Raw genomic sequence first — 14,301 nt, 5'->3', positions numbered from 1 at the left:
CACCGGAACGCCCGACTTGTCACCGCGGACAGCCGGGGCGTACTGCGAGGAATCACCGCACGGCGACGTGCGGACAGGCCCGGATGCACGACCGTGCCCGCTGCGGAAGGATCGGAACAGGGGGTTGGGCGGACGCGCGCCGCTGGGCGCGGCTCGCCCGTGACCGGTGCCTCGGCGCGTCCGAGTTGGGGGCCAATGCCCGTTCCGGCGTTCCTACCGGAGCACTCCCATGTTGACGAACCGCATTCTGTACCGTCTCTCTCGTTCCGCGGAACCAGTGGGGCAGCAGGCCGCCGCGGGCACGGTGACCGCCGCCGACTGCGGTCTGCTGCTCATCAGGCTCACCTTCGGCCTGCTGATGGCCGGGCACGGCGCGCAGAAACTGTTCGGGCTCTTCGGGGGGCGCGGCCTGACCGCGACCGGCCAGGGGTTCGCCGCCCTCGGCTACCGCCCGGGAAAGTTGTTCGCCGCGATCGGTGGTCTGTCGGAGTTCCTGGGCGGCCTCGGTCTCGCCTGCGGGCTGCTGATCCCACTCGCGGCCGCCGCCCTGATCGGAGTCATGATCAACGCGATGGCGACCGTCACCGTCGTCCACGGCCTCTGGGACACGGAGGGCGGCGTGGAATACAACGTGTGCATCGCCGTCGTCGCCCTGGGGATCGCCGCCATCGGCCCGGGCCGGCTGGCCGTCGACCGGTTCTTCCGATGGGGCTCGGGCGGGTGGAGCGAGGCGGCCGTCGCCCTGGGCCTGGGTGGCGTGGCCGCCGCGGTCACGCTCAGTCTCTAGTGCCCCGACGGACAACGTGCCCCGCCGCGACGCCCGGCACGCCCCCCGAGCTCTTCGAGCAGGAGGGACCCCCACTCGCCGCACCGGCCGAGAGCCCAAGTACGTCCAGTACGAGGGCTTCCGGCCGGCACGCTCCAAGCCCTTCGAGCAGGGGGGACCTCCAGAGCACGCGCCGGAGGCCGCTCCTTGACGGGCGAACGTTGCCTGCCGCGGCACCAGCCGGCGGCGCCGCGGACCGGCCGAAGGCCCCGCGGCGCGCTGAGCCGTAGGGTCCTGGTCCGCCCGCGGGCCGCGGAACTGACGGTCTGTGGGGCGTCTGTGGGGCGCCGCCGCCCACCCTCACACGACCAGTCCACGACACCGGGCGGAATGGGCGATCACCAATCCCCGGGAGACGAACGACCCATGGAATTCCGCGATGACCTGGATCTTGTCCAGGAACGCACCCAGGGCCGCGTCGACCGGGAAGGCTGGACCCACGGCAGCTCGCAGCAGCGGGTCCACCGGGTACACCACGGGCTCCCCGGCCCAGTGCGACACCTTCACCGGCGCCATCTGAGCACGGGATGGCCCCGACCGGTTCCCGGCCGGGGCCTTCGCCGTCGTACGGGCACAGCTGTCAGCGCCGGTCCAGCAGGAAGTCGAACACCGCCTGGCGGCCCCTGTCGTCGGCCGCCCGGCTCTGCACCGAGTGCGCCGCACCCGGCACCACCACGACCTGGGCCCGAGGCGTCAGCTTCTTCTGGTCGTGGAGCCATTCCAGCGGGGTCGACAGATCCCGGTCCCCGCCGAGCAGCAGGACCGGCACGCCCGGGAGCCTGCGGTGCTCCGGCGGCAGCGGCGGCACCGGCGTGCGCGGCCAGTGCAGACAGCTCAGCATCGAGCCGAGGCCGGTCGCCGTGGCGGCGTCGAAGGGGCCGTAGTCGGCCGGTGTCAGCTCCGCACCGGCCTTCTCCAGGGCCTGCTGGCGTCCGGCCACCGAAGCGTCCGCCCTGCCCCAGGGGTAACGCCCGTCCAGGCACAGCGTGGAGGCGTGCAGCCCCTGGCTGAGCTCCTCGGCGCTCGCCGCGCTTCCCTCCCGCACACCCGCGATCAGGCCCCGCAGCAGTCCGGGGTCGCCGTTCGCCGCCTTGTGCAGCGCGTCGATCATCGCCGCGTAGTCCGGGTCCACGAACTCCCAGGTGGTCAGCGCGTCGATCACGTCGACGCCGTTGCCGTACCGGGCGACCACCTCGGCCAGGTCCGCCGCCGGGTCCGTGGTGCAGCCCGTCGCCCGGCAGGCCGCCGTCAGCACGCCCGGCGCGGCGCGCAGGGCGGCGCGGTCCATCGGGTCGTAACCGGTCTGCGGCACCACCGAGTCCAGGACCAGCCGGGCCACGTGCTGCGGGTGGGCCAGGGCGTACCGTTCCGCGGTGTACGTGCCGTACGACACGCCGTCGAGCGTCATCCTGCGCACGCCCAGGGCCCGGCGCAGCAGGTCAAGGTCCGCGACCGTGTCACGGGTGCTGTAGAAGCGGCGGTTCGGACCGATGGCCGCGGCGCAGTCCGTCACCGCCCGGGCCGTGGGCGGCGTCAGGTCGGACGAGCCCATCTCCGCCTGCAACTGCGGGCACTGCAACGCGGCGTCGCCGGTGCCGCGCTGGTCGATCATGACGAACCGGTAGTCCTTCAGGACCGGCGTCAGCTTCTGGCTCAGTCGCTCGACGAACGGCACGCCCGGCTGCCCCGGACCGCCCGTGAGGAAGAGCAGCACGCCCTTCGGGGCCTTGACGTTGTCCGCCATCGCGACCTTCAGGCCCAGCCGGCCCGGCACACCGCCGCTGTGGTCCAGCGGGACGGTCAGCGTGGCGCAGGTGAAGCCCTTCAGGCCCGGGCAGGCCGCGGCGCCGGAGAGTCCCCCGCTCTCCCCGGCCGGCGCCGCGGCTGCCCGGTCCTGTGCCGCGGACGTGCACGTCCCCGACACCATCAGCAGGCTGACGGCGGCCAGTACGGCCGTCCCCAGCCTCGCGGGTCTCCCGTTCCCGCGCCCTCTCGGGACCTTTCGCATCCCCCGCCAACCCCGCATTCCCCGCACCCCCGTGTCGTCGGCCCGTGTCGTCGGCGTCCCCGGCGTCCCCCGCGTCCCCCGTGTTCCCGGCATCCGGTTTCCTCCGCATCCGGTGTCCGGCGTTCGGTGCCGCACCAGCCTGCGCCGAACAGGCCTGCCGGTGCGAGCTTCCGTGCGAGGATTCGAGCACGTTCGAAGCAGAACCGAATCGGAACGGAAGCAGAACGGAAGAGGCACGATGCGGCGGCAGGGGGCGGGGTCGTGATCGAACTCATCGTGGATGCCGGGGGGTTGGCCCGCACCCGGTTCGCCGTCTCGCCGCTGCACGAGGTCGCGGCGACGCTGCTCCCGTGGGGCCTTCGCCCGGCCACGGACACCGATCCGTGGGTCGCGCGCGCCAGACGCGTGCTGCGCAGGGCACGGCTGCCGCTGCTGTCGGAACTGGCCCTGGACGGCGGCGGCTACGTGCCGGACTTCCTCAGCCCGCATCCCACCGGACCCTCGCCCACCGTCGAGGAGGAACTGGAGCGGGTCCGGAACACCCCGCCCGATCGGGTCCTGTTCGAACTGGAGACGCTGCGCGACGGCCGTCCGCACAACGGCCTGGCCGGTGCGCAGGTGCCCCCGCGGGTGGGACGGGCCATGGCCCGCGGCGGCGGATACGTCGCCCGGCAGGTCGCGGAGGAACTGGGGCGCTACTGGGACCTGGCCTTCGCCCCGTACTGGGAGGCCGCACGGGCGGTCCTCGAAGCGGAGGTCGACCGCTGCGCCGGTGTGCTGGCCCGGCACGGCGCCGCCGCGCTCTTCAACTCCCTGCATCCAGGCATCGCGTGGTCCGACGGCACGCTGCGAGTCGACAGCCGGTTCACCGTGGAGCTGGCCGTGCCCCTGCTCATCGTGGTGCCGTCACTGGTGGTGGCACAGCCGGCCGTGGCCGTGGACCCGGTGCGCGGCGGACGCAGGCCGCCCATGGTCGCCTGTCCCGTGCGCGACCGGGTCACCGCTCCGGAGCCTGTGTCCGCCGAGTTGGCCGGACTGCTCGGTCCCACCCGTGCCGGACTGCTCACCGCGCTGGCGCGCCCGGCCTCCACCGCGCAGCTGGCACAACGTCACTTCCTCAGCCCCGCCACGGTCTCGTACCATCTGGGCGTACTGCACAAGGCGGGTCTCGTCGCCCGCGCCCGCTCCGGACGCGCGGTGCTCTACCACCGCACCCCGGCGGGTTCCCGGCTGGCGGGCACCCGATAGGCCCGGGCGCCGGCCGTCGGGCGACCACCGCGTGACCGTCGTGCGTCCTCGACCCCGGACATGGCCTGTTCCGATCGGTCCGACGGCGCCGGAGCAGGCGCCGCCACCGCTGTCGGCCCCCTCCCATGTTCGGGTGCCGCCCGCCGTACCCGTCGATGTCACCGGCCGTTCTCACCGTGTTGGCGGCAGGGGCCCAGCATGGGCGCCGCTCGGACACGCTTTGAACGTACAGACGGCAGGAGTTCGGACATGGGCCACGGCCACAGTCACGCCCACGGGCATCACCACCACGACCACGGGCACGGCACGGGCGGCCGGTCCCTCCCGCCGGCGCTCGACCTGGAGGTCCCCGACACCGAGTTGACGCCCGACCAGCTGTCCCGCCGGTCCATGCTGCGCCGTACCGGTCTGCTCGGCGCAGGACTGGCGGCGGGCAGCGTGCTCGCCGGCGCCGGGCAGGCGGCCGCGTCCCAGGGCCAGGACCAGGGCCAGAGCCGGCAGTCCTCGCAGCCCGCCCGGTCCGGGGGATACCTGTGGCTGGCCGGCGACCACCACATCCACACCCAGTACAGCTCGGACGGCAAGTACCGGGTCGTCGACCACGTGCGCCAGGCCAACGCGCACGGCCTCGACTGGATGGTCATCACCGACCACGGCAGCGAGCAGCACGCCAAGATCGGCGTGGAGAAGGTCAACCCGGACATCGTCGCCGCCCGCGGGCAGATCACCGACACGCTGGTCTTCCAGGGCCTGGAGTGGAACATCCCGGCCGCCGAGCACGGCACCGTCTTCGTCCACCCCGGCTCGAACGAGGTCGCCGTGCTGAAGGAGTTCGAGAACTCCTTCGACGGGGCAGTGAAGAAGGCCACCGCCAGTACCCCCGCCAACGAGGCGCTCGCCATCGCGGGCGTCAACTTCCTCGCCGAGCAAGTCCAGCGCCGCAAGGTCAAGGACGCCCTGTTCCTGGCCAACCACCCCGCCCGCAAGGGCATCGACTCCCCGCACGAGATCCGTGCCTGGCGCGACGCGCAGCCGACGATCGCCGTCGGCATGGAGGGCGCCCCCGGCCACCAGGCCGCCGGCCTGCCCGCGCCCAACGGCCCCGGTTCGGGCCGGGGTTACTACGACAACAGCCCCGGCGCCGGCTCCTTCTCCGGCTACCCGCTGGAGAGCTACCGCACCTGGGGCGGCTTCGACTGGATGACCGCGACCGTGGGCGGTCTGTGGGACAGCCTGCTGGCCGAGGGCAAGCCCTGGTGGATCACCGCCAACTCCGACTCCCACAGCGTCTACGCCGACTCCTCGGTCCGCGGGCCGGGCAGCGACTTCAACGCCAACGGCCGCTACGAGGACCCCGTCCACGGCGGCGGACTGAACCTGAGCGACGGTGACTACTGGCCCGGCCAGTACTCCCGCACTCACGTCGGTGCCGCCTCCTTCTCCTACCAGGCGGTCATGGACGGCATCCGCGCCGGCCGCGTCTGGGTCGACCACGGCGGGCTGATCAGCGGCCTCGACGCCCAGCTGCGCTCCGGCGGCAAGGCCGTCACCCTCGGCGACGTGCTGCACGTACGCCGCGGCAGCCAGGTCGACCTGGTCGTCGAGATCAGCCTCGCCAACGGCCCGAACTGGGCGCAGTTCGTGCCGAAGCTGGCCCGGGTCGACGTGATCCAGGGTGACGTCACCGGCCGGGTCTCCGACAAGGACGCGTTCATCACCCCGGACACGAAGGTCGTCAAGTCCTTCGAGGTGAACAAGTCCACCGGCTCGGTGCGTCTGACGTACTCCCTCGGCCGCGTGGACAAGCCGGTGTACGTGCGGCTGCGCGGCACTGACGGCAACCGCACGGCGGTCGGTCTGCGCGGTGCCGCCGTGGACCCGGCCGGACCGGCGATGGACGTGGTCGGCGACGCCGATCCGTGGAAGGACCTGTGGTTCTACTCCAACCCGATGTGGGTCCTGCCCGCATGACCGGTACGCCCGGCGGACCCGGCGTTCCCACCGTGATCGGTGTGGACGCCGGGTCGGCGGACCTGCGCGGCGCCGATCACCTCGCCCAGGACCTGGTGGCGCGGCTCGGCCTGCCGGACGCCACCGTCGCCTGCACGCACCCGGTCCGCGACGGCGACCGGCCGCACATAGCCGTCTCCCTGGCGCTGCCGGACGCGGACACCGCGGCCTCGGTGTGGCACCGGCTCGTCACCCTCCTCTCGGACGAGGACCGGCCACCGTCCGGCGCGGCCCTCGGCGCGTTGCGGCACGGCCCGGCGCCGTACGCGGACGGCGCCGCGCTGGCGGCGGCCGAGCAGCACACCCGCGAGCAGGGACGTGCCGTCGTCTACCCCGGTGTGCGGCACCTCGTCGGCACGGTTCCGCTCAGCCACCTCCTTCAGCACACCGCGATCGACCGGGTCACCGTCGTCGGCGCGCCGTCCGGCCCCGGCAGCGGCCCGGAGCCGGACACCTCGGTGACGACTCGCGATCACGTGCGCCCCCTGTGGCAGGGCGGACAGCTCGTGCTTCCGCTCGTGCCCGCCGCGGGCGGCCTCCTCGCCCCCTTCGAGGTGCCCGACCCCACGCCCTGCTGCGCCGATCACGGGTGACGGCCGCCCCGGCCGGCCACACGGGCCGGAAGAAGTCCTTCCGCCTCGAGGTCCCAGCGGGTCGCAACGGGTCCGCAGCCCGGCCGGGACGCCTCCGCCGTGGCGGTCACCGCGGTCGGGGTGGAGGCGCCCTCGGTGACGCCCATGACGATCCGCACCATCAGGAGGCTGGCGAGTCCGCCGAGGAGTCCGGTCAGCAGTGAGCAGACCGAGAAGAACACGATCGAGCCGGCCAGGATCCTGCGCCGGCCCAGCCGGTCGGAGAGGCCGCCTATGAGAAGCGATCCCCAGGCCAGACCGAGAACTCCGATGATGTTGCCCAGGTCCTGGTAGTCGAGCCCGAGGTTGTCGCGAGGCGGCACCGAGCCCCCGCGGTCCGATCCGCCGAGGCCCGTGCGGCCTCCGCGCTGCCCTGCCTGGTGGGCGTACCTACCAGGCCACCGGCAGCTCCAGGGGAAACCGCCTGATCGTTTTCGTGTCCCAGCGCACCTCATCCGGTGGCACCGCGAGCCGCAGCTCCGGAAAGCGCTCCATGAGCCGCCCGATGGCCACTTCGAGCTCTGCCATGGCCAACGGCATCGCGATGCACCGGTGCCCGCCCCAGCCGAACGTCATGTGCGGGCAGTTCGGCCGGTCGACGTCGATGGCGTGCGGGTCCGTGTAGCGCTCCGGGTCGCGGTTGGCCGTCAGGTACGACACGTGGACGTAGTCGCCCGCCCGGATCCGCACACCGCCCAGCTCCACGTCCTCGAGAGCCACCCGGGGGATTCCGACCCCCTTGCGGAACGGGATGTGGCGGAGCAGCTCGTGCAGCACGTCGGTCAGGGTCTCTGGCCGGCTCCTGACACGTTCCGCCAGCTCGGGCCGGGTCAGGAGCAGGTACACGATATTGCTGATCTCGCACGTCGCCGTGTCCTGGCCGCTGAGCGCCAGCATGAGCGTCATGACCGCCAGTTCCCTGTCGTCCAGCTGTTCCTTGCCGTCCCGCGCCGCGGCCATCGCGCTGATGAGGTCGCTGCCGGGCGACTTCCGCCGCTGTGCGACGAGTTCGCCGAAGTAGGCCGTCAGATCCGCCTTGGCGCCCGCCGCGGCCTCCTTGGTGTCCGGGCCGACGACGAGCAGCTGGTGCACGGCCTTCTGGATCCGGGGCCATTCCTCCCGCTCGATGCCGAGGAGGTCCAGGACGGTGTGCTGGGGAAGCGGGTCGGAGAGGTGCCGGACCAGGTCCGCCGGCGAGCCCTCCTTCTCCATGCGGTTCAGCAGATCGTCCGCGAGCCGGACGATCCGGTGCCGCATGCCCTCCACCTGCTGCTGGGTGAAGGCCTGTGAGGCCAGATGGCGGACACGGCTGCTGTGCGGTGGGTCCATCACGTTGATCGACTCGGGCGACACGATGGGCTCCGGCGTCATCCGGGGGTAGTCGCGGCCGATGATGCCCGCCCGGCTGAACCGATGGTCGGTGGTCACCTGTTTGACGGCGTCGAAGCCGGTGACCAGCCAGGCGTCCGCGTCGCCGTAGCGCAGGCGGATCCGGGTGGGGGTATCGCGACACATCAGGTCCGCGAGGGCGGGATCGAACTCCAGGGCTTCGCTGAAGTCGAACGGGCACATGGCCGTCTCGTTGTCCGTGGTCATCAGTCGGTTCCTTTTGGGCATCGGGTACGACGTCGGTGGTGTCCACGGCCCGGCGATGGCTCCCGGCGAGCCTCACGGCAGCGCCGGCCGCCCAGCGGGGGACGAGGCGGGCCGGCCTTCGTCGGCGATCAACACCGGGCCGGGACGGCGGACGGAGCGCGCGCCAGCCGGCACCCCGGTGAGTGCGGGCGCCAGGGCCGCCTTGCTGACGATGGAAGCACGCGAGCTGGTGCGGACCGGTGACCCGCTCCGTCAGTCCAGCCAGGTGGGCTAACAAGCCTTCGCGCGACGGCGGCGCCCGTCTCGGAAGGATCCGCAGCAGCGCCCTCTTGACAGCGCTCTGTCATGCAGCGTGCAATATGTTGCATGCCGGTGCCACAGAGCCGCGGGCTCGTCTCCAGGTCGCTTCTCCGCGACAACGCCTATCGGGCCATCCGGGACGCCATCGTCGACGGCACGCTCGCACCTGGGGAGCGCCTCAACGACGGTGACCTGGTGGAGTGGCTGGGTGTCAGCCGCACCCCGGTGCGGGAGGCCCTGGCGCGTCTGGAGCAGGCCGGCCTGGTGCGGACGAAGCCCGGCCGCTACACCATGGTCAGCCCCCTGGACGTCCGTGCGGCGCGTGCGGCCCAGTCGGTGACGGCGGCCATGCACGAACTCGCCGTCCGCGAGGCGATGCCCAACCTGTCCGCCGCCGAGTTGGACGCCATGCGCGACGCCAACGCGCGCTTTGCCGACGCTCTGCGCCGCAACGACGTCGACGCGGCGATCGACACCGACGACGCCTTCCACGGCGTCGCGGTCACCGCCTGCGCCAACCCGGCCGTCCGCACCGTCCTGGAGCAGTTCACGCCGGTGCTGCGGCGGGTGGAGAGACTGCGTTTCTCCTCGCTGAGCGGCCGCGGTTCGGTCGCCCAGCACGAACGGATCATCGCGCTGTGCGAGACCGGAGACGTCGAGGGGGCCGTCGCCGCCACTCGCACCAACTGGCAGACGCTGCTGCCGCTGCTCGACACCGTGCTCCCCGACGCCGACGCCGACGAGCCGGACGGCGGACCCGGCGGCGATGCCTTCCCGCGCTGACCCAGCACTCCGTACGACCCACACTCCGTACGACCCATGAACGACCCATGCAGGACCCACATCCCCACGGCGGACGCACCCCGCAAGGAGCCACAGATGACCCTCGAGTCCTTCGAGCGCCACCCCCTGCTGTTCGGCCCCAGCCCCGTCCACCCGCTGGACCGGCTCAGTGACCATCTCGGCGGTGCCCGCATCTGGGCCAAGCGGGAGGACTGCAACAGCGGGCTGGCCTTCGGCGGCAACAAGACCCGCAAGCTCGAGTACCTGGTCCCCGACGCGCTCCAAAAGGGCGCGGACACCCTGGTCAGCATCGGCGGCATCCAGTCCAACCACACCCGGCAGGTGGCCGCGGTCGCCGCGAAGGTGGGTCTGAAGGCCGTCCTGGTCCAGGAGAGCTGGGTGGACTGGCCGGACGCGGTCAACGACAAGGTCGGCAACATCCTGCTGTCCCGCGTCATGGGCGCCGATGTGCGCCTGGTTCAGGCGGAGTTCGGCATCGGGTTCAAGGACAGCTGGCACCAGGCCCTGGAGGACGTCCGCGCCGCCGGCGGCACTCCGTACGCGATCCCCGCCGGAGGATCCGACCACCCCCTGGGCGGCCTCGGCTTCGCCAACTGGGCCTACGAGGTCCAGCAGCAGGAACGTGAACTCGGGGTCTTCTTCGACACGATCGTGGTGTGCAGCGTCACCGGCAGCACGCACGCGGGCATGATCGCCGGCTTCGCGGGCCAGGACCGGCCCCGCCGCGTGCTGGGCATCGATGCCTCGGCCAAGATCGACGAGACCCGCGTCCAGGTGGAGAAGATCGCCCGCAACACCGCCGAACTCATCGGCCTCGGGCGGGAGTTGCGCGACGACGAGATCACCCTCCTGGAGGGCTGGGCCGGCGACTTCTACGGCATCCCCGTCCAGTCCACCCTGGACGCCATCCGCCTCACCGGACGCCTCGAAGGCATGATCATCGACCCCGTCTACGAGGGCAAGTCCATGGCCGGACTCATCGACCTCGTCCGACGCGGGGACATCCCCAAGGACTCCAACGTCCTGTACGCCCACCTGGGCGGTCAGCCCGCCCTCAACGCCTACAGCGGCGTCTTCCGCTGACCCGGACAGGCGCCCGGCCCCGCCGCGGAACCTGATCGGGTGACGCCCCGCCGCCGGCCCGTGTTCTCGGGGCCGACGGCGGCCCGAGCCGGTGGGCGGGGGACCGACGGCGGTGCAGCCCCGGAGGCCGCGGCAGACGGCCGTGCGACCCCCGGAGGGCAGCGGGCCCGACCCCGGTGGGCGGGGGATCGGACTGACGGTGTCGCCCCGGCCGGTCGTGGATCGGACGGTGGTGCGGCCCCGGGAGCCGTGGGTCAGATGGCGGCCCGACCCCGGTGGGCGGGGGATTAGACGGGTGTCGCCCCGGCGGGTCGGGGATCGGATGGGCGGTGTCGCCACGGCGGGTCGGGGATCGGATGGCGGTGTGGCCCCGGGGCCGTGGGCCGGACAGCGGCACCGCCTCGGCGGCCCGGGCAGACGGCGGTGTGGCCGCGGTGGGTCGGGGATCAGATGGGCGATGTGGTCAAGACCGTCGACCTCGACTTCGACGCGGCCCAGGGCACCGACCTCTACGCCGACGACTACGAGGGCCACGCCCGGATGGTGGCCGACCTCGACCGTGAAGTCCTCCCGGGGGGTCGCCATCCTCGGCCCCGGGGTCGGCGAGCTGCTGCATTCGGCCACCGTCGCGGTCGCCGGTGAGATTCCGCTCAAGCGGCTCAGGCACGCGGTCGCCTGCTTCCCGACCGTCAGCGGGATCTGGCTCTTCCTCCTCGCCGTCTACCGGAAGGACCACGGCCGGGTCAGTCGGTAGAGCCTTTGGAGGCCGTGCCCTCGGCCGTCCTGCAGGCAGGGCACAGGACCTGGGCGTCGCGCCCGTAGCGGTGGGTCAGTCCGTGGCAGCGGGGGCAGTAGCCGACCTCGTCGGGGAGGCAGCCGAGCAGGATCGCCGCGGCGGTCCGGTCCGTCGAGGGGTCGATGCGCCGGGGCATATCGTCCATACGTCCGACGGTACGTCCGGCGCCCGGTCGTGGCCGGTCGGCGCGGACGCCGGCCGGCCACTCCTGGTGGGGGACGCGCGTCCGGGAGTGCTCCCCTGCCGCACGGGCCCTTACGGCTCCTGCGCGGTCGTCGTCGTGCGTGCCGCCCTGAGCGTGCCGTCCGGCTCCCGGGTGATGGCCACGCCCGTGCTCATCCGGCCAAGGGTCGCCCGCAGCCATGCGCGGTCCTCCGCGGTGGCGGGCTCCAGCCGCATCCGCCGGGCCCGCAGTGCCACCATGCGCAGGTCCGCGAGCCGTCCCGTGGCCGCCGTGAGCGAGGGGAAGTAGGCGATCCGCAGGTCGTCGCGGTACTGCTCGTAGCCGGAGATGCCCTCGTAGTCGTCGATGAAGTCGCCGCAGCCGTAAAGGATCAGCCGGTCGCGGTACACCTCGACGGGACGGGGGTGGTGCGAGGAGTGCCCGTGGACGACGTCGACACCGCCGTCGACCAGCGCGCGAGCGAAGCGGATCTGTTCCCGGGGGACGTGGTAGCCCCAGTTGGACCCCCAGTGCACCGAGACGACCACGATGTCGCCCGGAGACCGCACCCGCCGTACGTGCTCGACGACCGCCGCGGCCGCCTCCGCCGTCGCCGCGGGGACGTACGCGACACCGGCGAGGTCCGCCGTCGCCGCCCAGCTCCGCGGTATGCCGCTGGACGTCATCCCCAGGGAGAACACCAGCACCCGGACCCCGTCCGCGACCGGGCACACCACGGGCGCGTACGCCGACTCCGCGTCCCGGCCGGCGCCCGCGACCGGCAGTCCCGCGCCCGTCAGGGAGTCCAGCGTCTCCAGCAGCCCCGCACGGCCGAAGTCCAGTGTGTGGTTGTTGGCCAGGACGCAGACGTCGGGCCGGACCACCTCCAGGGCGGGCAGGTTGGCCGGGTGCATCCGGTAGTGGACCTCCTTCTCCGGCGCGAACGCGTCGCTGCGTGTCACGGACGTCTCAAGATTCACTATCCGTACGTCCGGGGCGGCGGCCGCCAGCACCGGCAGGGCCTCGCCCCACGGCCACGCCGCTGGGACCGGGGCGGGAATCGGGCCGCTCGCCGTCTCCGCCAGCTCGACGTAGGACCGGGCGTCGCGGACCCAGGGCTCCCGCAGGGCCGGATCGCCGGGGCACGGGAGGATCTGGTCGACGCCGCGGCCGAGCATCACGTCGCCGCACAGGAACAGCGTCACCACGCCGCCGCGCATACCCCCACAGTAGTGGCCGGACGGCACGTCACCGCCCGGTCCCGACGTGGGCGTGATGCTCGGGGAGCCGCATTCTGAGCGGTGCGGCTACCTGCGGCGGGCACACCGTCGCCGGGCGCGCAGGCGCGGCCATGACCAGGACGCGCGGTCGGTGAGCAGACCCAGGCCGATGGCGAGCAGCCAGGTGTCCTTCGCCAGCGGGATGCCCTGCTGGGTGGGCAGCGGGCTGCCCTTGGCGTGGGCGCCGGGCGTACGCAGGTAGAGCCCGACCAGGCCCGAGGAGAACGCTGTCAGCCCCGCCCCGGCGACGGCGCTGGGCACCAGTGGTGCCAGCAGCGCCGCGCCCAGTGTCACCTCCGCGGTGCCGAGCAGCCGGGTGAAGCGGTGGGGAGAGAGCCTGCCCAGGAACGGGTAGGCCTGGATGGCCATCGCGTGCAGGCCCTGCTCCGTCTGCTCGTCCGCCGAGAGCTTGCCCAGTCCCGCATGGAGGATGAACGCCCCGGTCGCCAGCCGTGGAACGATGTGGTGGGCCTTGAGTGGCAGATCCACGGGTTCCTCCCTCCGAGGGGACTGTCAGGCGTGGTCGACGAGTTGCGCGACTCCGCGCTGGCGTGCGCAGTTGGCGCAGCAGAAGAAGCGCCCGTCGGCCTGAAGCCCGTGACCGAGGATGCGGCAATCGCAGTTGTCACAGGTCGGGGCGATCCGCTGGGCCGCGCACTCGAGGCTGTCGAAGATGTGGACGCCGTCGCTCGCGCGCACCTCGAACGCCATCTCGTAGTCGTTGTTGCAGACCTCGCACACTGCCATGAGCCTTCACTCCTCGCTGTGCCGGACCGGTGCCTCGGCGTCAGAACGGGTCGCGTGTCCCGAAGACCGGGTCGCGTATCCCGAGCCGTATTCCACCAATGGCACCGGCCCGGACCGGTCGATGCGGCACAACCACTCCGACGGACCCCAGGTGCCACCAGCCCGGCCGTTCTGCCCGACGCCGCGAGCGACGTCGCCCCTCACGTGACCATGGTGCGGCGCGACCACGGGTTGGGCTGCCGTGTGTATCAGCGGCCAGCCCTTCGCCGGGCGACCTCGGCGAGCGTGGCCCAGTCGCGCTCGGACCAGCCCGCCGCGACGGCTTCGCGCAGGGCGTCCCGCACGAGGCTGCCGGTGGGCAGGGCCATGTCGCGTTGATGCGCCGCCGACAGGGCGAGGCCCACGTCCCTGAGCCCGAGCCGCGGGCAGACCGTCATGACCGCCCTCGTGCCCCGGACCGGCTCCTCACCCCACCGAACGGCGCAGCGGGGCCCCTGACCACGTAGTGCTCCAGCCAGCACGGGTCAGCTCCTCGCCGCGTTGCCGGTCAGGCCCCGGTCACGGGAGTCCACGGTGAAGCTGAAGGCGTTCCGGTGGCGAGTGCCGGCCATCAGCGTCCGGCCGGCCGGGAAGCGGGTGATCACCGCCGCCGTCACCGACGACGCCCTGGTGTGGGTCAGGCGCTGAGGGGGTGTCCGAACATGGAGGATCCCCTGCTGACCCGCCGGGGCGCGGGTCAGCACGGGGTGCGGTGGCATTCCTTGTTCAATGTCCCGGAAGACCGCGACGGGACTGTGGATGCGGGGGT

17 protein-coding genes are annotated in these 14,301 nt (G+C 72.6%); 7 read left to right on the top strand and 10 right to left on the bottom strand.

The window, feature by feature from the left end:
- Positions 1-229: 229 nt before the first annotated feature.
- Positions 230-787: a DoxX family protein gene (locus ACFY4A_RS25135; RefSeq protein WP_390831610.1), complete on the top strand. Its 558-nt coding sequence runs from the start codon at positions 230-232 to the stop codon at positions 785-787.
- A gap of 339 nt (positions 788-1,126) precedes the next feature.
- On the opposite strand, the gene ACFY4A_RS25130 is transcribed toward ACFY4A_RS25135, so the two are convergent.
- A complete protein-coding gene (locus tag ACFY4A_RS25130; protein ID WP_390831609.1) occupies positions 1,127-1,342 on the bottom strand; it encodes a hypothetical protein in 216 nt (71 codons plus the stop codon).
- 64 nt (positions 1,343-1,406) lie between these two features.
- Positions 1,407-2,753, bottom strand: coding sequence for an alpha/beta fold hydrolase (locus ACFY4A_RS25125; RefSeq protein WP_390831608.1), 1,347 nt, complete (start codon positions 2,751-2,753; stop codon positions 1,407-1,409).
- A gap of 342 nt (positions 2,754-3,095) precedes the next feature.
- On the opposite strand from ACFY4A_RS25125, the gene ACFY4A_RS25120 reads away from it, so the two are divergent.
- The 3 genes from ACFY4A_RS25120 to ACFY4A_RS25110 all read left to right on the top strand — a co-directional run bounded on the left by ACFY4A_RS25120 (position 3,096) and on the right by ACFY4A_RS25110 (position 6,685).
- A complete protein-coding gene (locus ACFY4A_RS25120) occupies positions 3,096-4,082 on the top strand; it encodes an ArsR/SmtB family transcription factor (RefSeq protein ID WP_390831607.1) in 987 nt (328 codons plus the stop codon).
- Positions 4,083-4,331: 249 nt separating this feature from the next.
- A complete protein-coding gene (locus ACFY4A_RS25115) occupies positions 4,332-6,053 on the top strand; it encodes a PHP domain-containing protein (RefSeq protein WP_390831606.1) in 1,722 nt (573 codons plus the stop codon).
- A complete protein-coding gene (locus tag ACFY4A_RS25110; protein WP_390831605.1) occupies positions 6,050-6,685 on the top strand; it encodes a hypothetical protein in 636 nt (211 codons plus the stop codon). The genes ACFY4A_RS25115 and ACFY4A_RS25110 overlap by 4 nt, the downstream gene beginning before the upstream one ends.
- Here ACFY4A_RS25110 and ACFY4A_RS25105 read toward each other — a convergent pair.
- Both ACFY4A_RS25105 and ACFY4A_RS25100 read right to left on the bottom strand, forming a co-directional pair.
- Positions 6,676-7,047, bottom strand: a complete 372-nt coding sequence (locus tag ACFY4A_RS25105) for an MFS transporter (RefSeq protein WP_390831604.1) — start codon at positions 7,045-7,047, stop codon at positions 6,676-6,678. The genes ACFY4A_RS25110 and ACFY4A_RS25105 overlap by 10 nt on opposite strands.
- Positions 7,048-7,114: 67 nt before the next feature.
- On the bottom strand, positions 7,115-8,320 hold the full coding sequence (locus tag ACFY4A_RS25100) for a cytochrome P450 (RefSeq protein ID WP_390831603.1): 1,206 nt from the start codon (positions 8,318-8,320) through the stop codon (positions 7,115-7,117).
- Positions 8,321-8,686: 366 nt separating this feature from the next.
- On the opposite strand from ACFY4A_RS25100, the gene ACFY4A_RS25095 reads away from it, so the two are divergent.
- The 3 genes from ACFY4A_RS25095 (at position 8,687) to ACFY4A_RS25085 (ending at position 11,261) form a co-directional block, all read left to right on the top strand.
- On the top strand, positions 8,687-9,403 hold the full coding sequence (locus ACFY4A_RS25095) for a GntR family transcriptional regulator (protein ID WP_390831602.1): 717 nt from the start codon (positions 8,687-8,689) through the stop codon (positions 9,401-9,403).
- A gap of 96 nt (positions 9,404-9,499) precedes the next feature.
- Positions 9,500-10,507, top strand: coding sequence for a 1-aminocyclopropane-1-carboxylate deaminase (locus ACFY4A_RS25090; protein WP_390831601.1), 1,008 nt, complete (start codon positions 9,500-9,502; stop codon positions 10,505-10,507).
- A 559-nt stretch (positions 10,508-11,066) separates the two neighbouring features.
- Positions 11,067-11,261 (top strand): hypothetical protein, encoded by a 195-nt coding sequence (locus tag ACFY4A_RS25085; protein WP_390831600.1) that lies wholly within the window; start codon positions 11,067-11,069, stop codon positions 11,259-11,261.
- Here the strand turns inward: ACFY4A_RS25085 and ACFY4A_RS25080 are convergent.
- From ACFY4A_RS25080 to ACFY4A_RS25055, 6 genes are all read right to left on the bottom strand, one after another.
- On the bottom strand, positions 11,251-11,448 hold the full coding sequence (locus tag ACFY4A_RS25080) for a hypothetical protein (protein WP_390831599.1): 198 nt from the start codon (positions 11,446-11,448) through the stop codon (positions 11,251-11,253). The genes ACFY4A_RS25085 and ACFY4A_RS25080 overlap by 11 nt on opposite strands.
- Positions 11,449-11,558: 110 nt before the next feature.
- Positions 11,559-12,686, bottom strand: a complete 1,128-nt coding sequence (locus tag ACFY4A_RS25075) for a CapA family protein (protein ID WP_390831598.1) — start codon at positions 12,684-12,686, stop codon at positions 11,559-11,561.
- A gap of 87 nt (positions 12,687-12,773) precedes the next feature.
- Complete coding sequence (locus tag ACFY4A_RS25070) at positions 12,774-13,235, bottom strand: MauE/DoxX family redox-associated membrane protein (RefSeq protein ID WP_390831597.1); 462 nt, start codon at positions 13,233-13,235, stop codon at positions 12,774-12,776.
- A 24-nt stretch (positions 13,236-13,259) separates the two neighbouring features.
- Positions 13,260-13,493: a hypothetical protein gene (locus tag ACFY4A_RS25065; RefSeq protein ID WP_390831596.1), complete on the bottom strand. Its 234-nt coding sequence runs from the start codon at positions 13,491-13,493 to the stop codon at positions 13,260-13,262.
- A gap of 248 nt (positions 13,494-13,741) precedes the next feature.
- A complete protein-coding gene (locus ACFY4A_RS25060; RefSeq protein ID WP_390831595.1) occupies positions 13,742-13,930 on the bottom strand; it encodes a hypothetical protein in 189 nt (62 codons plus the stop codon).
- An 87-nt stretch (positions 13,931-14,017) separates the two neighbouring features.
- Positions 14,018-14,251, bottom strand: coding sequence for a hypothetical protein (locus tag ACFY4A_RS25055; RefSeq protein WP_390831594.1), 234 nt, complete (start codon positions 14,249-14,251; stop codon positions 14,018-14,020).
- Between the last annotated feature and the right edge of the window lie 50 nt (positions 14,252-14,301).

Origin of the sequence: Streptomyces sp. NPDC001292 (assembly GCF_042896465.1) — a bacterium.
Taxonomy (GTDB): domain Bacteria; phylum Actinomycetota; class Actinomycetes; order Streptomycetales; family Streptomycetaceae; genus Streptomyces.
The sequence above is the reverse complement of the archived record's forward strand: the minus strand, read 5'-3'. Positions and strand labels throughout refer to the sequence as shown.